Consider the following 16391-nt stretch of genomic DNA (forward strand, 5'->3'; position numbering starts at 1 on the left):
CGGGGTAGCTTCAATGCGCAAGACGTTTATTGCCGTTTCCATCGCGCTGGGGGCGCCGTTCGCTGCCTCGCCCGGGCACGCGGAGACGCTCAACCTGTTGATCTGGGAATCCTATATCGACCAGAAGATCCTTGACCGCTGGACGGAGAAGTCCGGTGTTGCCGTCAACCAGACCTACTACGACAGCGGCGATGCGCGCGACGAAGTGCTGTCCGATCCCAACAGCAATATTGATCTTGTCGTCGTTGGCGAGAACGGCGCGGAACTTTTCGGAAAACGCGGCATTCTGGAGCCGCTGGCGGAAAAGAACGTGCCTTCGCTGAAAGGCTACAAACCCGAGTGGACCTCGCGCTGCGCCGGCTACGCCATGCCCTATCTGTGGGGGACGATGGGCATCGTCTACCGCGCCGACATGGTCAAGACAGCGCCCGCCTCCTGGAAAGACCTGATGTCGCCGGCGCCGGAGTTGAAAAAGCACATCGCCATGTATGACGACCACAACGAGGCGTTCATCGCGCCGCTGGTGCTGCTCGGCAAGTCGATCAACGCCAACGACAACGAGACGCTGAAGCAAGCCTTTGAGGTGATGAAGAAGCAGGCGCCCTTCGTGCTGACCTATGACTACGTCATCACCGCGATCCAGAATCCCGACCTCGGCAAGGACATCTACATGGCGATCGCCTATAGCGGCGACCAGCATGTGCTCAACGACAAGGCGGGAACGCCTGGTGTCTGGCGTTACGCGGTACCGAAGGAAGGCACGCTCTCCTGGCTCGATTGCATGGCGGTGACGACAGGCTCGCCCCGCAAACAGCTCGCACTGCAACTGCTCGACTTCATCGGGTCGCCGGAAAGTGCCGCCGCCAACGCCGAGGCGCTGACCATGCCGACCGCAAGCGAAGCGGCGCTGAAACTCATCCCGGCCGAGATGCGTTCGAACACGGAAATCTATCCACCGGCCGAAATCCTGGCGAAGAGCCAGTATCAGAAGGAATTGTCCGTCCAGTCGATCCAGACCCGCCGGCGTATCATCAGCTCGATGGCAAATTTCCAGTGACGCTCGGCAAACGCGCCTTTTTCCTGATATTTCCTGTGGTGCTGACGGGATATCTGCTCGCGGCGCTGTCGGTCTATATCGCGCAGAGCCATTCGGTGCTTGCGCTCGAGCGGGCGCGGCTTTCGCAGCAACTCGACCATATCGCGGCCCTGTTCCGCAACGAGGTCAGCCAGAGCCGGAGTTTCCTCTATTCGCTCCTTGAGGGCAATGCGGTCCGGCTGTTCGTCTCCGAAACCGATGAAGCCTACCGCAACAATGCACTTGGGCTGCGACTGCAGCAGAGCATCCGCTCGCTCTCCGACGATCCGAAGAAGTTCATCTCCTTCGCCATCCTCAATCCGGACCTGACGCCCGGTTACTATTTCGAAAACAGCGACGATCCATTTGCCGAGATCGGCCAAGCACAGTTTGCGCTGGCACGCCGGCTGGCCGGCGGCAGCCAGCTCCGGGACTGGACCTATCTTCATGACAACCAGGCCCGACCGCTGATCGTCTATTCGGAATTCATCGACCCGATAACCTTCAGCCGACCGCTGCCGAGTGCCAAGAAAAGCGCGCTCCTGGTTCAGGTGGCCGTCGAGCCAACGCAGTTTCTCGGCATGCAGCGCAAGCTGCAGAACGAGTATGAAACCGCGATCGACTTCGACACGGCGCCGCAACAATCCCTGCCCGGCGACCTTGCGGCGTCCGTGCGGCTGGCGCCATCGCTGTTTGCCACGCTGACCGTGCCGCCGTCTCACAATGCGGGTGATATGCAGCAGTTGAAGCTGCTTCTGGGCCTTGGCGCACTGGCCATGAGCCTCATCTCCGTCGGCCTGATGATCATCCTCATCCGCCGCTTCATCACCAATCCGATCTCCGCACTCGACCGGCAGGTCACGGCGGTGATGAGCGGCGAGCACGATGGCATCACGCAAACCGGCGCTGCCGGCGAAATCGGCCGATTGACCGGAAACATCAAGCAGTTGCACGATCAGTCCCGGCGCGCGCTGCACCTGGTTCAGCACGCCTCCTGGACGGATACGCTGACCGGCATCAGCAATCGCGGCCATTTCAACGCGCTCGCCGCAGAGGTCGTCCACAAGGTCACGACCGAGGGCGGTCACTGCAGCCTGCTCTTCATCGACATCGATAACTTCAAGTTCGTCAACGACAAATACGGCCATGAGGTCGGCGACGAACTCCTGAAAATGCTCGCGCTCAGGATCGAAGGCGCCGTCGGCGAGATCACCATGCGCCAGTCCCTTCCGCAGGTCGTCTTTGCGCGCCTTTCCGGCGATGAGTTTGCCGTTCTCGTGCAATCGGCGTCCGGTGACGGCACGATCCGCGAAATGTGCGCCGTCATCCTGGCGCTGTTTTCCGGCGGTTTTGAAGTGCGCGGCAAACACTACCCGGTCACCGCCAGCATCGGCGTTGCCATCTGTCCGACGGATGCAACGAACCTGGCCGAGCTCATCTCGAATGCCGATGCGGCCATGTACCAGGCCAAGACCAACGGCAAGAACCGTTCGTCCCGCTTCTCGCGTGCCCTCCAGGACAAACGCGACCGGATTCGCCATATTCAGGAGGAACTGCGGCTGGTCGATCCGGACGAGCAATTCCATCTCGTCTACATGCCGATCGTCGACACGCGCGGCAGAGTGACCGGCTGCGAGGCGCTGCTGCGCTGGATTTCCCCGACGCTTGGCAACATCACACCGGACGAATTTGTGCCGATCGCCGAAAGCACTGGCCAGTTCACCAAGATCGACTGGTGGGTGATCAACAAGGCGATGTCGGACCACCAGCCTCTGAAGGCGTTGTTCGGACCGGAGACGGTGCTTGCCATCAACATCTCGTCGGCGGAACTGCACTCGAAATCGATCAGCGACTATTTCAGCGATTGCCTCGACCGGCACGGGCTCGACGCACGGACGATCGAGATCGAACTGACGGAGACCTATGCCGTCAAGCTTGGAGATCAGTTGCATCGGAACATCGAAACCCTGCGTGAAAAAGGTTTCCGTATCTCCATCGACGATTTCGGCGCCGGTTACACCTCAGTACAGCAGATCATCGAATACACCGCCGATACCATCAAGCTCGACCGGATGCTGGTGGAAAACCTTGCCAACGAGGAATCCCTGCCGGCGCTGAAGGCAATGATCGCCCTCTGCCATGCGCAACAGATGTCGGTGATCGGCGAAGGCATCGACAGCTACGAAAAGCTCGCCCTGCTGACGGCGGCCGGTTGCGATCATTTCCAGGGCTATCTCATCAGCAAGCCGCTGGCATTGCCGGACCTCTCGATCTGGGCACTGAAGCAGGCAGCGGAAATGGCTGAGCGCGACGGAGCCCACGCTGTCGTCAACGGCGGCAGGCGCCGCGCCGGTTCCTCAAAATTGCTCTGAATGACCCGTCATCCGGGCACAGGCCAGATTTTGCCTTGACCTTCAGCCGCCCTCACCTTAACCGCACCTCAACAACGCGGCAGCGGGAGTAGGCGATGAGAGTTCTGTTGATCGGGTCGGGCGGACGCGAGCATGCGCTGGCGTGGAAACTGGCGCAATCGCCGCGTCTGACGGCACTTTACGCGGCGCCCGGCAATCCCGGCATTGGCGAAGAAGCGACGCTCGTCGACGTCGACGTCACCGACGACAGCGCCGTGCTCGCCTTCTGCCGGAAGGAAGCGATCGACTTCGTCGTGGTCGGCCCGGAAGCGCCGCTGGTGGCGGGGCTTGCCGATACACTGCGCGAGGGCGGCATCGCCGTCTTCGGCCCTTCGGCGGCCGCGGCCCAGCTCGAGGGCTCCAAGGGTTTCACCAAGGACATCTGCGCCAAATACAATATCCCGACCGGCGCCTATCAGCGCTTCACTTCTGCCGGGCCGGCCAAGGTCTACGTGCGTGAACAGGGCGCGCCGATCGTCATCAAGGCCGATGGCCTTGCCGCCGGCAAGGGCGTGACGGTGGCGATGACGCTCGACGAGGCGCTTGACGCCGTCGACAGCTGCTTTTCCGGCACCTTTGGCGCGGCTGGTGCCGAGGTCGTGGTCGAGGCTTATCTCGATGGCGAGGAGGCGAGCTTCTTCTGCCTCTGCGACGGCAAGACCGCCTTGCCGCTTGCCTCGGCGCAGGACCACAAGCGCGTCGGCGATGGCGATACCGGGCCGAACACCGGCGGCATGGGCGCCTATTCGCCGGCCCCTGTCATGACCCCGGACATGGTCGAGCGGACGATGCGCGAGATCATCGAGCCGACGATCGCCGGCATGGCCGATAGCGGCCATCCCTTCACAGGCGTGCTTTTCGCCGGACTGATGATTACCGCCAAGGGTCCCGAACTGATCGAATACAATGTCCGCTTCGGCGATCCGGAATGCCAGGTGCTGATGATGCGGCTGAAGAGCGATCTTTTGCCGCTGCTCTATGCCGCAGCGACCGGAACGCTTGCATCCGAGAGCGCAGAATGGCGCGACGAGGTGGCGCTGACGGTGGTGATGGCATCGAAGGGCTATCCGGGTTCCTACGAGAAGAACACGCCGATCCGGAAATTGCCCGCGGAAGACGGCGCGACCAAGGTCTTCCATGCCGGAACGGCACTCAAGGACGGGCAATTGGTGGCGACGGGCGGCCGCGTGCTGAACGTCACCGCCATGGGCGCGACCGTCAGCGCGGCCAAGGAGACGGCGTACGCCGCCCTCGACCGGGTCGAGTGGGAGAACGGCTTCTGCCGCCGCGATATCGGCTGGCAGGCGGTCGAGCGCGAGAAGGCCTGACGGCGGGAGCGCTGGAAATCGAAAAACTCACTCAATTTTTACCAATTCTCCTGACGGGAACGTAACGGAGAATGAATAGTCTCCTCGCACGGATTATCGAGGAGAATGCCGATGCGCAGCCTGTTGTTCACAATCGCCAGCCTGCTTGCCGCCGGTTCGGCCAGCGCGTCGTCGGTTGAAGTCGTGAAGGCAGGACACGCAAACAGCAGCGTTTCGCAGCTTTCCTGCACCCATTGCCCGCCGCCGGTCGTCACCAAGAAGACGAGCTATGTCGTTCCCGAGGTCGCGCCCGGCACTGAACGTGTGGAACTCAGGCAAATCAACGGCGAGATGAAGCTGGTGCGAACCGAGGCCTGGCTCGGCGGCTCGCCGGTCGTCTTCATCACCAAGGCTTCGGAGGAAGCCGTCAAGGCGGCGCAGCTCGAAATGGCGCCGGTCGAGCATCTGGCGAAGGCTGCAACCGTAGATGCACTGCCGGCCGAGGCCCAGGCAACGGCCACTCTTTCCATCATCGACGGCACGGTGAAAACCAGCGCGGTCTCGACCGCATCGATGGCCGGCATGGCCGCGGTAACGCCGCAAGACAGCCGTTCACAAGAAGTTGATCTGGAAAATTTCCAACTTCGGCTAAAATAGTTTGGGAGTTCCCTGTCCCTGCCCTAGCCAGCCGCGCTGAAAAGGCTGATCGGGCATTCGCCTTCCAAGGCGAGAAATTGCGCCCCTGAGAGAAGCAGGGGCGTAATTTTTTTGTGGTGCTGCCACCCTGGACGACCGCGCCACCTGCGCAGACGGCCGCCTGTCATTCCCCTTCGATCAGCGCTGCCAGCTTTTCGATTTCGCTGCCGGAAAAGACCTTGATGCCCTTTTGCCTAAGCAGGGCTGCCGTGACGCCCACGCCCGGCTGGCGGTCACCGGAAAAGCTGCCGTCATAGACGAAGCCTGAGCCGCAGGACGGGCTGCCGTCGATCAGAAGCGCATAGGCGCAGCCGGCTTCGATTGCCAGCGCCAGGGCATTTTCCGCCGCCTGCCGGAACTCGGCCGTCACATCGCCGCCGTTGCTCTCCAGCACGCGGGCGTCACCGGACAGGACCTCGGCGGCGGATCGCCCCGGTTCGATCTCTGCCGGCAGCCGCGGCACCGGCATGCCGGCCGACATCTCCGGACAGATCGTCACCAGCCGCCCTTCCCTGCACCACCGATCGAGCGCCGGATGGACGAGCGGCTTTGCCTGCCCGTCATAACGAACGGCATGGCCCGTGAGGCAGGCGCTGACGAGGATTTTTGCCCCCATCGGCCCGTTCCCTCAGCCGCTGATCTTCGAGAAGTCCGCGACCGTACCCGTGGCCGAGCGGATCAGGCCGAGCAGCGCAAGGCGGTTTGCGCGGATTACCGGATCTTCGTCGTTGACGAGGACATCGTCGAAGAACTGGTCGACCGGGCCGCGCAGCTTCGACAGCGCTTCCATGGCCGAGCGGAAATCTTCCTGCGCAATCGCCGCGGCCGCTCCCTGCGACGCCTCGGTGACGGCTTTGTAAAGCGCCTTTTCCTGATCGAGCCTGAAGAGCGCCGGATCGACTGCCTCCGCGACTTCCGTGCCCTTCTTTTCCTCAGCGGCCAGGATTTGTGTGGCGCGCTTGGTGCCGGCGAGCAGGTTCTGGCCGTCTTCCGAGGTGATGAAGGCCGTCAGCGCCTCGACGCGGCGGGCGACCATCAGGAGGTCGTCGTTTGCGGAAAGGTCGCCCCCCTCACCCGGCGCATGCGCGCCACCCTCTCCCCGCTGGGGAGAGGAGGTCTCTGCGGCCGCCCCTTGCTCCCTCTTCTCCCCAGCGGGGAGAAGGTGGCCCCCGCGGGTCTTGCCTTTGGCAAGCCCGAGGACTGGCTCCGGGCCGGATGAGGGGGTCTGCCCCGAGGCCAATACGGCGTCGATCAGGTCATAGCGGGCACCGAGATCGCGGAGGTAAACTTTCAGGCGGTCGTGGAAGAAGGAGAGGAGGTCGACCTGAAGAGCATCAATGTCCGGTCCACTTATCCCATCAGGATTTCCAAGCACTAGAATCGTTGCCTGCCTAAATGGCTTCGCAAGCGGCAGCCGCACCTTCCGCTCCAGCATGATACGAACTACTCCCAGAGCAGCGCGGCGCAACGCATAGGGGTCCTTCGAACCCGTCGGCTTTTCATCGATCGCCCAGAAGCCGACGAGGGTGTCGAGCTTGTCAGCAAGCGCCACGGTGATTGCGACCTTGTCGTCCGGCACGCGGTCCGAAGGGCCCTGCGGCTTGTAGTGATCTTCGATCGCGGCGGCGACGGAGGCATCCTCGCCCTGCAGGAGCGCATATTTGCGGCCCATGATGCCCTGAAGCTCGGGGAACTCGCCAACGGCCTCGGTGCGCAGATCGGCCTTGGCAAGGACGACGGCGCGATCAACCAACGCGGCATCGGCGCCGGTGACCTTCGCCAGTTCGCCGGCCAGCGTCCGGATGCGGGCGACACGCTCTCCCTGCGTACCAAGCTTCGCATGGAACGTCACATTCAGCGCGTCCAGCTTGGCCATGCGCTGGTCGAGCGGCTTTTTCAGGTCGAGACCGAATTTCGCAGCCGACGCTTCCAGCGTTTCGAGGTCCGGCAGGTTGCCCTGGTCGCGGGTCCAGAAATGCTTGGCGTCCGAGAGACGTGCGCGAACAACCTTGCCGTTGCCGTGGGCGATTTCGCGGCCGCCGTCCTTCGCCTCGATATTGGCGACGAGGATGAACTTGTTCGACAGGGTCTCCTCGCCCGGCCGGCGCGTGACGAAACACTTCTGGTTGGTCTTGATGGTCAGGCGGATGATTTCCGACGGGATGGCCAGATACTCCTCCTCGAAGGTGCCCATCAGCACGCGCGGCCATTCGACGAGGCCGGAAACTTCCTCGAGAAGCCCTTCGTCCTCCACCAGTTCAAGGCCGTTGGCAAAGGCGACATCGCGGGCATCGTGGAGGATGATATCCTTGCGGCGCTCGGCATCGAGCATGACCTTGGCCTTTTGCAGCTTCTCGGCGTAATCGGCGAAGCGGCGGACGGTGATCGCTTCCGGCGCATGGAACCGGTGGCCATAGGTGACGTTGGATGCGGTGATGCCGTCGATCGCGAACGGGATGACGTGGGTTTCCTCGTGTTCCGGGCCGAACAGGCAGATGATCGACTGCAGCGGCCGCACCCAGCGTATGGCACCGGCCTTTGCCGAGGCGGCACCGGAGCGCATCGACTTCGGCCAGGCGAAATTGCGGATGATGCCGGGCATCACTTCGGCGATGATCTCTTCGGCCGGGCGGCCGGGCTTGACGATGTGGGCGACGTAGAAATCGCCCTTCTTCGGATCGCTGTGGACATGCGCCTGATCGATCGACGTGAGACCAGCGCCGCGCAAAAAGCCTTCGATTGCCTTTTCGTTGGCATCGGTGCGCGGGCCCTTGCGCTCCTCGCGCACATCCGCCGAGCGGGTGTTCAGTCCGCGGATATCCAGCGTCAACCGCCGCGGCGTCCAGTATTCGCGCGCGCCCTCATAGGTCAGCCCCGCCTCGACCAAGGCATCGGTCAAGAGCTTCTTCAGGTCGCCGGCAGCCTTGCGCTGCATGCGAGCCGGGATTTCCTCGGAGCGGAGTTCAAGCAGAAGATCGGGCATGGAATGGATGCTTTTCTGAGGGATCGATAGACTGCGGGGGACTTAGCAAGCCCGGCAGCAAAAGTCATCCATGCAAAATGGAAAAGTCAGGGGTCAAGCGGCGTCGCGTACAGGAATGCGTTCGATCTCGGCGCGTTTTCGCTCGGCCTCGATCTTCAGATCGTAACTCACTTGCAGATTCATCCAGAGTTCGGGCGTGGTGTCGAAGAATCTCGCGAGGCGCAGCGCGGTATCGGATGTCACGCCAGTCTTTCCCGTGACGATACGCTCTATGCGGGTCCTTGGAACATTCAGCTTCTTGGCAAGCATACCGGCACTCATCTCGAGGGGATCGAGATAAAGGTCCTTCAGAATTTCGCCCGGATGGATCGCCGGCAGGCCGATATCACTCATCTGATTTTCCCAAGCTTCAATGATAGTCCACGATTTCCACGTCATCGGCGCCGCCGTTCGACCATACGAAACAGATGCGCCATTGCTGATTGATACGGATCGAATACTGACCTTCCCGATCTCCCGACAAGTTCTCCAGCCGATTACCTGGCGGCGAACGCAGATCCTTCACATCTGCCGCCGCGTTCAACAAGACCAACAGTTGCCGCGCGCGGCGAACGAGATCCACTGGAAAACCCTTCTTTACGCTGCCGTCGGCCACGGATTGAGAGAGCTTGCCCTTAAAGGAACGGATCACCAGTCATCTCCAGCATCGTATCACATGATGATACATCCGCTTGGATGCGTCAAGCATCATCGCGGAATGCGTTCCTTCCCGGCAGTGGACAGGCGGCCTACCACCCTCCTCCTCCACCACCGCCTCCCCCGCCGCCGGAAAAGCCGCCGCCGCTGGAGAAGCCGGAGGACGAGCTTTTGGGTGGCGGCGGCAGCGAGGAGGTCATGGTATCGGCCATCGAGCCGGCAAAGCCGCCCATGCGGTCGCCGAAGGATCCGGCGGTGAAGCTATCGCCGTGGTACCAGGCGGGCTGGTAGGCGGCAGCACCCGCGGCCGCGGTGAGCAGCCAGCGGTCGAAGGTTTCCGACCAGGGCTTTTCGACGCCGAGGGCAACGGCATAGGGAAGCAGTTTTTCGAAATGCTGCGGCGACATTTCAGGGGCGCCGGCCATGTTCATCCGCTCCTTTTCGGCGAGCGTCAGGTACTGGCGAAGGCCGTCGATGCCGTCCATCATCTTCGTCCCGAGCGGCGTCGGTGCGCCCATCAGGTAGAAGAACAGGAGATTGACGAGAACGATGCCGCCGATGCCGATCAGAAGCGGCAGCTCATGCGTCTGCACGGCCTGAAAGATCGTGACCGCCGAGACGGCAAGGAAGACGGAAACGGCGATGAAGCCGAAAAGACCGATCGCCAGAACTGCGGCGACCCTTGCAGCGAGGCTTCTCTTCCGGCGAAAGGCCTGGCCGAAGACGGCAGAGAGGATGGCAATGACGATCGAGGCGACAACCGGCAGGATGACGAGGACGATGTTGTCGCCGAGCCTGCCGAAGACGAGGATCGCGCCGATGAACAAGACCGACAACAGGACGCCGCCGATCACATGGAGCGTATTGGCGCGGTAATATTTGTTGCGGTGTTCCTTTTCCATGGCGCTGCGGAAATCCGAGCCGGCCCTCTGCACCTCGGGGCCATTCGCCTTGTCGATCGTCAGCCTGCCGCCGTTGCGCTTCACGGCGGCAAGGATGGCCGCTTCGCCGGCCGGAAATGCGGCGGGCTGGGGCTTTTCGGTGCGGGCGATGACGAGCGACGACTTCAGGTCTTCCAGGACGACATAGCCGCCGACCGCCAAATTGAGGGCTGCGGCCGAGAGCGCCGTCCAACCCTGGCCGGAAAAGCCCTTGTTGTCGATGTAGTTTACCAGCGCCGGCGAGATGCCGTCGGGCGCATCCCATCGCGGAACGAGGACGCCGCGAGCCGGGTCGCGGCCGACCTTCAGCCACATGCGGGCGTAATAGCCGGAGACGATGGCGAACCCGGCGCCCCCCAGAATCCAGTGCAGGTTATCCTGCACCCACCAGATGTTTTCTTGCGACGCAGAGGGTGGGTCGATGCTGCCCTTCGGCATCTTGACGGCAATGGTCAGCCCCTCGCCCGGCTGCAGCCGGCGCGTCGTGGTGAACACCAGCCGATCGCCATCCTCGAGGGCGCGGGCATTCTTGTCGGTTGCGCCATAGCGGCCGGTAAAGACATCGAGCGCCTGCGTTCTCACGCCTTCCGGCAGGGTGACGGTGGCGGACGCCTCCTCGATCGGAAACGCCCATTCCGTGCCGGTGACGTTCCAGTAGAACTCGTCGTGATCATCGAAGAAACGTATCTGGCGGGCGGTCTCATAGGTGAACTGGAAGGTGTGCTCACCGGCAGGGAGAAACACGTCGGCATCACCGGTATAGATGCGGATGCCGCCATTGATGCCTTCGGTGCGATAAGGCTCTTCGTTGCCGTCGCGTTCGACGGAAATGAGCTTGAAATCGACCTTGGCGGCGCGACCGCGGCTATCGGTGAAAGTCAGCGGAAAATCGCGGTAGATGCCGCGCTTGATCCGGTTGCCTTCGACATTGGCCTTGATCGTCTCCGTCACCGTCAACGCGCCGTTTTTCGCAACGTCGATAGCCGAATGATAGGAGGAGAAGACCTCTTCCGCCCGCACCGCGCCGGCCTGCGCCAGAAGCAGGCAGACAAGACCGAGGGCCGCAAACAGACGTCTCATGCGAAATCTCCAGTCGAGCCTCAGGCCTCTGTCAGCAAAGTGTCACGGCCGGTCGCCCTCAAATTCAACGCCGAGCGAGGCAAGCTCGTCCCAGTAGCGCGGATAGGTTTTCGCCACGCAGCCTGGATCGAGGATGGAGATGCCGTTGATCTTCAGCCCCGCCAGCGCAAAGCTCATGGCGATGCGGTGATCGGCGAAGGTGTCGATGTCGGCGGGCAGTGTCTGGCCCGCGAGTGCCGGGTCCGAGGCGACGAGAAGATCGTCGCCCTCCTCCACGCCGAGGCCGGGGCGGATATTCGACAGGCCGGTGGAAAGCGCCCGCACCCGGTCGCATTCCTTGACGCGCAGATTGGCAAGCCCGGTGAAGCGCACCGGCGTCTCGTTGAAGGCGGCGAGCACGGCGAGCGTCGGCACCGCATCCTGCATCTGCGAGCCGTCGATGACGGCGGGCATATGCGGGAAGCTGGCGATCACCTCATAGGACTTGGCATCCGGCTGCGAGAACGAGGTTGCGGCAACACCGAGATCGATGCTGCCGCCGGTCAGCACTTCGGCCGCCCAGAGATAGGTTGCGGCCGATGCGTCCGGCTCGATGACATAATCGGTGGCGCGATAGCCGGTCGGGGCGACCTGCCAGATCGACGGGCTGACTTGGCGGACATCGGCGCCGAAGGCACGCATGGCGGCCACGGTCAGGTCGACATAGCCGCGCGCGCCAATCTCTTCGCCGGCAAGCTCGATATTGACCGGCCGCGTGCCGCCGGCTGCCGCCATCAAAAGGGCCGAGACATACTGGCTGGACAGGCCGGCATCGATGGTGACGCGATCCTTGCCGAAATCACCCGTGCCGGACACCGTCACCGGCGGGCAGCCCGTTTCAGCCTCGACCGTCACGCCGAGCGAGCGCAGGGCCGTCACCAACGGGGCGATCGGGCGCTTGCGCATGTGCTGATCGCCGTCGACCACCACCACGCCGTCGACGAGGGCTGCGGCAGCCGTCAGGAAGCGCGTGGCGGTACCGGCATTGCCGAGGAAGAGCGGCTTTTCCGGTGGCAACAGTTTGCCGGTTCCAGTGACGACGAATGTCGTATCGTCCGGTTCGGAAATCTCCACCCCCATGGCGCGCAGGGCGTCGGCCATGTAGCGGGTGTCATCGCTCTTCAGCGCACCGGTCAGACGGCTCGTGCCGCTCGCGAGGCCGGCGAGCAGCAGCGCCCGGTTGGTGATCGACTTCGACCCCGGCGGGCTGACGCGGCCTTCAAGCGGATGGCCTGGCGGGAGGATGGTCAATTTCTGGTCAGCGTTGCTCATGCTCATGTCTCTTGATGCCTGCGGCACTGCCTGGTCTCGGCGGCGCGCCTCTACCGATTATCGACAGCCGTCTACGACGGAATGGCGTTTCGGGATAGATCAAAACTTCACGACCGGCACGGCGCGGTCGGCTTCGTTGGTGATCTCGAAGAAGGCGGCCTTGGCGAAGCCGAAGGGGCCGGCGATGAAATTCGACGGAAAACTCTCGACCTTGACGTTCAGGTCGCGGGCCGCACCATTGTAATAACGGCGGGCCATCTGCACTTCGCTTTCGATCTCCTCCAGCGACTGCTGCAGTTCGGAGAAATTCTGGTTGGCCTTCAAGTCCGGATAGGCTTCCGCCAGCGCAAAGAGCTTGCCGAGCGCCTGGCTGAGCATGCCTTCTGCGGCAGCCCGCCCGGCGACATCGCCCGCGGGCACGGCCTGCGCCTTGTTTCGCAGGTCGACGATCTCCTGCAGCGTCCCCTTCTCATGGGCGGCATAGCCTTTGACGGTCTCGATCAGGTTTGGAATGAGATCGGCGCGGCGCTTCAGTTGCACGTCGATGCCGGACCACGCCTCCTCCTTGACCTGCCGCGCCTTGACCAGGCCGTTATAGATGAAAATCAGGTACAGGATCACGACCGCAGCGATGGCGAGACCGATCATCGAGGTTTCCTTCCTAAGAGACAGGTTTTCCGCAACTTAAGCATCGTCCGCCGCCGTTGGAAGACAATTTTCCGCTGCTGTGTCTTCACCCGCTTTTCGCATTGCGATCGCGCCTTGCCTGTTCCTTCGGGAACCGCGCGACGGCGCCGTTTGGACGATAGTCAGTCCATCAGATCAACACCAAACCGCAAAGCAACAGTCCCATGAAACCGCTCGCAACCTTCATCAACGTCATCGCCTTCTCGGCCTTGTTCTTCGCCTATGCGAGCGGCGCTTCCGTGGAAAAGCCGACTGGCGTCCGCCGCGCCCTGCAGACCTATGCCGGCCAGCTTCCGACCAGCGCCTATCCGACCCTGAAGCCGGTCTGGCAGATCGGCGTCGATGCCAGCGATCGGGTCTGAACTCTCTGCGTGCACCCAATACCGACCACATAAAACGGGCCGCAAGTCGCCATATGGGAGCGACTTTGACGGCCCGCTTGCGTGCAGATGCAGCCGATGATCAAATGTCCAGGCTGCGATAGAGCCCCATATCTGCCTTGATGCCAAGACCGGCCATCGCCTGCTGGCGATCGATGCCCTCCCGCTGGTCGAATGTGGCAACAGCGGCGATTATACCCTCTATCACCTCCGGTCCACTGAACTCGATCGTGGTCACGAAATTGAACACGCCGGGGCCGGATTGCTGCTCAAGGATCTGATCCGCGACAAATCCCTCCTGCTTGCGCAGGACTGCATGCGTTCTGGCGATCAGATCAAGAAAGCCATCGCGGCTTTCCGTGGGTACCGAGAATTTGTTGATTCGATAAAGCGGCGCTTGGCCGGATTGCTGGATGCTCATCTGCGTCTCCCTTGGCTGGCGGCCACACACCGCGGCCCGACGCAGGGGGTTCTACGACCTCAAGTAAAGTTGAGGTCAAGAGCGCTCTCGTCAGTTTTCTGGAAAAAGGCACACGCAGTTCATCGGCCAGTCAACCATCGCAGCGTGCCGGCAAACGATCTAGTTAAAACTCGCGATTGCGGGCGGCCGGGTAAAGCGTATCCTTATTCCATATTATCCGCATGCACGGCCAATTGAGGCCATGATCCAGGCCATAGGGGCCGGCCCGAAAACCTTACGGCGCAATGCGGGGCAAAAGCGTCGCCAAACCATCAATGAAGTGCGATTTGAAACATGACCATAATCTCCATGATCACCCTCTCGGCACTCATTCTCATCGGCCTGAGCCATATCGCGGCCAGTCGGACGCAGGAACGGGAACAGCGGCAGAAGAGCCTCGTGCCGGTCCGCATCCACACGGACAGGCGCTGAGTGCACCCGAGGCTGCCGCCAGCCCGCCTATGCCTGGCTTAAACCGCCGAGGCCAGCCGGTTTCGACCAGCTTCCCGCGCCGGTTCGGCCGGGCCTGCTGCATAATTCCTTAAATCGGAATCGATTTAAGGAATTATGCAGCAGATCAAAGTGTTACATCGACCTTTGCGCGTCTGGACAGACGCGCGGCGCTGTAGTGTTGAGGCTGCCGCTTAAGCAGCCTCATTTGCGAGGTTCACACCGCCCGCATCCGTTAGCAGAAACGCCTCGCCGCAGGCCTTGGCGAGCGTGCGCACCCGCAGGATATAGCTCTGGCGTTCGGTCACCGAGATCACGCCGCGGGCGTCGAGCAGGTTGAAGACGTGGCTGGCCTTGATGCACTGGTCATAGGCCGGGAACACGCATTTGTGCAGCGTGGCGTTGGCGCCGGTATCCGGCGCGCCGGCGGCGAGAAGCGCCAGGCATTCCTTTTCGGCGTCGACGAAATGCTGCTGGAGCATCGCGGTGTTGGCATATTCGAAATTATGGCGTGAATATTCCTGCTCGGCCTGCAGGAAGACGTCGCCATAGCTGATCTTCTCGTCACCTTCGCGGCCGTTGAAGTTGAGGTCGTAGACGTTGTCGACGCCCTGCACATACATCGCAAGGCGTTCGAGGCCGTAGGTCAGCTCGCCCGAGACAGGCGAGCATTCGATGCCGCAGACCTGCTGGAAGTAGGTGAACTGCGAGACCTCCATGCCGTCGCACCAGCATTCCCAGCCGAGGCCCCAGGCGCCGAGCGTCGGGCTTTCCCAGTCGTCCTCGACGAAGCGGATGTCGTGCAGCAACGGGTCGAGCCCAATTGCCGCGAGCGAGCCGAGATAGAGTTCCTGCAGGTTCGAAGGATTGGGCTTCAGAAGCACCTGATACTGGTAATAATGCTGCAGACGGTTCGGGTTTTCGCCGTAGCGGCCATCGGTCGGACGGCGCGACGGCTGCACATAGGCGGCCCGCCAGGGCTTAGGCCCAAGCGCCCGCAGCGTCGTTGCCGGATGGAAGGTGCCGGCGCCGACTTCCATGTCATAGGGCTGCAGAACCGCGCATCCCTTGTTCGCCCAGTAATTGTGCAGCGTCAGGATCAGCGCCTGAAAGGAGCGCTTGGGGTTCATATGGTCCGGCAGGGCGGCGGTGGTCATGGCGTCAGTCCAGGTTGAAATTTGCTGGCTGTCTGGTGCCATGCTGGGCGAAGAGGGTCAAGGGCGGAGAAACGCAGGCGCAAAAGGATAGTCGTCGATGATGCCTATATTCCCGCCGTCAAGAATGGATTGAGGACAGTGAGGCGCCTGTCAATGAGCAATCCATGCTGCATGTCTTCCGAAAAACACTGCGTCGATCCCGCTTGAAGCGCGGCTGCAATCATCAGTGCATCGAAGATCGAAAAGTTGAATCGTGCAGCAAGATCAAGAGCCAACAAATTGCATTCTCTGTCGAGAGGCACGATCTCCGTCGCGAGCGTGCTTATGTCGCCGATCGCACTTTGGATTTCTGCCCAATTCATGCCCAGTTTGCGCCGGGCAACATTGGCAAATTCATTCAATGCTTGAACGCTCAGAATAAAAGGCTCCGACAAAAGCTGCTGTGCCCGGGCGGCACGCGGATCGCCGGTAAAGGCGTAGATCAGGATGTTGGTGTCAAGCAGTGGCCCGGTCACCGCGCGTTTGCCTCGTCGCGATCAAATCTCCAATCAGCGGGCAGGCGCTTGGCGAAAGCCTTTATGCGCTCAAGGGCCCTTTCCCGGGTTTGATCGCGCCCGATCTCAAAATCACGTTCGCCCGCTATACGGACGGCAACCTCATCGCCTTCCTTCAACTGAAGCGCTTCGACCACCGACGAGGGAATGCGAATGGCGAGACTGTTTCCCCACTTCGAAACCTGCATTGCCGACCTCCTGAT

General features: G+C 62.0%; 17 protein-coding genes. 6 read left to right on the top strand and 11 right to left on the bottom strand.

The genetic code is table 11. From position 1 onward, the window contains the following. The first annotated feature begins 13 nt into the window (after positions 1 to 13). The 4 genes from ACSQ3F_RS01555 (at position 14) to ACSQ3F_RS01570 (ending at position 5450) form a co-directional block, all read left to right on the top strand. On the top strand, positions 14 to 1057 hold the full coding sequence (locus ACSQ3F_RS01555; protein WP_436098596.1) for a polyamine ABC transporter substrate-binding protein: 1044 nt from the start codon (positions 14 to 16) through the stop codon (positions 1055 to 1057). Beyond that, positions 1054 to 3447 (top strand): putative bifunctional diguanylate cyclase/phosphodiesterase, encoded by a 2394-nt coding sequence (locus ACSQ3F_RS01560; protein WP_436098597.1) that lies wholly within the window; start codon positions 1054 to 1056, stop codon positions 3445 to 3447. Before ACSQ3F_RS01555 ends, ACSQ3F_RS01560 begins: the two co-directional genes overlap by 4 nt. Before the next feature lie 95 nt (positions 3448 to 3542). Beyond that, positions 3543 to 4814: a phosphoribosylamine--glycine ligase gene (gene purD / locus ACSQ3F_RS01565; RefSeq protein ID WP_436098598.1), complete on the top strand. Its 1272-nt coding sequence runs from the start codon at positions 3543 to 3545 to the stop codon at positions 4812 to 4814. 111 nt (positions 4815 to 4925) lie between these two features. Continuing rightward, the gene (locus ACSQ3F_RS01570; protein WP_436098599.1) at positions 4926 to 5450 is read left to right on the top strand and encodes a plant virulence effector HPE1-like domain-containing protein; all 525 of its coding nucleotides are present in this window, start codon (positions 4926 to 4928) and stop codon (positions 5448 to 5450) included. A gap of 163 nt (positions 5451 to 5613) precedes the next feature. Here the strand turns inward: ACSQ3F_RS01570 and ACSQ3F_RS01575 are convergent, their stop codons facing one another. The 7 genes from ACSQ3F_RS01575 to ACSQ3F_RS01605 form a co-directional block, all read right to left on the bottom strand. Next, on the bottom strand, positions 5614 to 6105 hold the full coding sequence (locus ACSQ3F_RS01575) for a DUF523 domain-containing protein (RefSeq protein WP_436098600.1): 492 nt from the start codon (positions 6103 to 6105) through the stop codon (positions 5614 to 5616). Positions 6106 to 6117: 12 nt separating this feature from the next. After that, positions 6118 to 8472: a glycine--tRNA ligase subunit beta gene (glyS, locus tag ACSQ3F_RS01580; protein ID WP_436098601.1), complete on the bottom strand. Its 2355-nt coding sequence runs from the start codon at positions 8470 to 8472 to the stop codon at positions 6118 to 6120. 93 nt (positions 8473 to 8565) lie between these two features. After that, positions 8566 to 8865 carry a HigA family addiction module antitoxin gene (locus tag ACSQ3F_RS01585; protein WP_436098602.1) on the bottom strand — a complete coding sequence of 100 codons (300 nt, stop codon included), beginning with the start codon at positions 8863 to 8865 and terminating at the stop codon, positions 8566 to 8568. A 16-nt stretch (positions 8866 to 8881) separates the two neighbouring features. Then, complete coding sequence (locus ACSQ3F_RS01590) at positions 8882 to 9163, bottom strand: type II toxin-antitoxin system RelE/ParE family toxin (RefSeq protein WP_436098603.1); 282 nt, start codon at positions 9161 to 9163, stop codon at positions 8882 to 8884. Between the two features lie 97 nt (positions 9164 to 9260). Further along, positions 9261 to 11189 (bottom strand): DUF2207 domain-containing protein, encoded by a 1929-nt coding sequence (locus ACSQ3F_RS01595; RefSeq protein ID WP_436098604.1) that lies wholly within the window; start codon positions 11187 to 11189, stop codon positions 9261 to 9263. A gap of 42 nt (positions 11190 to 11231) precedes the next feature. Beyond that, positions 11232 to 12506, bottom strand: a complete 1275-nt coding sequence (locus tag ACSQ3F_RS01600) for a 3-phosphoshikimate 1-carboxyvinyltransferase (protein WP_436098605.1) — start codon at positions 12504 to 12506, stop codon at positions 11232 to 11234. 93 nt (positions 12507 to 12599) lie between these two features. Next, positions 12600 to 13148: a LemA family protein gene (locus ACSQ3F_RS01605; protein ID WP_436098606.1), complete on the bottom strand. Its 549-nt coding sequence runs from the start codon at positions 13146 to 13148 to the stop codon at positions 12600 to 12602. 203 nt (positions 13149 to 13351) lie between these two features. Here ACSQ3F_RS01605 and ACSQ3F_RS01610 point away from each other — a divergent pair, with 203 nt between their 5' ends. Further along, positions 13352 to 13549 (top strand): hypothetical protein, encoded by a 198-nt coding sequence (locus ACSQ3F_RS01610; protein ID WP_436098607.1) that lies wholly within the window; start codon positions 13352 to 13354, stop codon positions 13547 to 13549. A gap of 100 nt (positions 13550 to 13649) precedes the next feature. On the opposite strand, the gene ACSQ3F_RS01615 is transcribed toward ACSQ3F_RS01610, so the two are convergent. After that, entirely contained in the window at positions 13650 to 13988 is a 339-nt protein-coding gene (locus tag ACSQ3F_RS01615) for an antibiotic biosynthesis monooxygenase (RefSeq protein WP_436098608.1), read from the bottom strand. Positions 13989 to 14321: 333 nt separating this feature from the next. Between ACSQ3F_RS01615 and ACSQ3F_RS01620 the strand changes: the two genes are divergently transcribed. Continuing rightward, on the top strand, positions 14322 to 14459 hold the full coding sequence (locus tag ACSQ3F_RS01620; RefSeq protein WP_436098609.1) for a hypothetical protein: 138 nt from the start codon (positions 14322 to 14324) through the stop codon (positions 14457 to 14459). Positions 14460 to 14671: 212 nt separating this feature from the next. Here the strand turns inward: ACSQ3F_RS01620 and ACSQ3F_RS01625 are convergent, their stop codons facing one another. The 3 genes from ACSQ3F_RS01625 to ACSQ3F_RS01635 all read right to left on the bottom strand — a co-directional run bounded on the left by ACSQ3F_RS01625 (position 14672) and on the right by ACSQ3F_RS01635 (position 16376). After that, positions 14672 to 15634, bottom strand: coding sequence for a glycine--tRNA ligase subunit alpha (locus ACSQ3F_RS01625; protein ID WP_436098610.1), 963 nt, complete (start codon positions 15632 to 15634; stop codon positions 14672 to 14674). A gap of 104 nt (positions 15635 to 15738) precedes the next feature. Then, positions 15739 to 16149, bottom strand: a complete 411-nt coding sequence (locus ACSQ3F_RS01630) for a PIN domain-containing protein (protein ID WP_436098611.1) — start codon at positions 16147 to 16149, stop codon at positions 15739 to 15741. After that, positions 16146 to 16376 (bottom strand): AbrB/MazE/SpoVT family DNA-binding domain-containing protein, encoded by a 231-nt coding sequence (locus tag ACSQ3F_RS01635; RefSeq protein ID WP_436098612.1) that lies wholly within the window; start codon positions 16374 to 16376, stop codon positions 16146 to 16148. Before ACSQ3F_RS01635 ends, ACSQ3F_RS01630 begins: the two co-directional genes overlap by 4 nt. Positions 16377 to 16391 lie beyond the last annotated feature (15 nt).

The sequence above is a fragment of the Pararhizobium sp. LjRoot238 genome (assembly GCF_964252955.1).
Taxonomy (GTDB): Bacteria; Pseudomonadota; Alphaproteobacteria; order Rhizobiales; family Rhizobiaceae; genus Pararhizobium.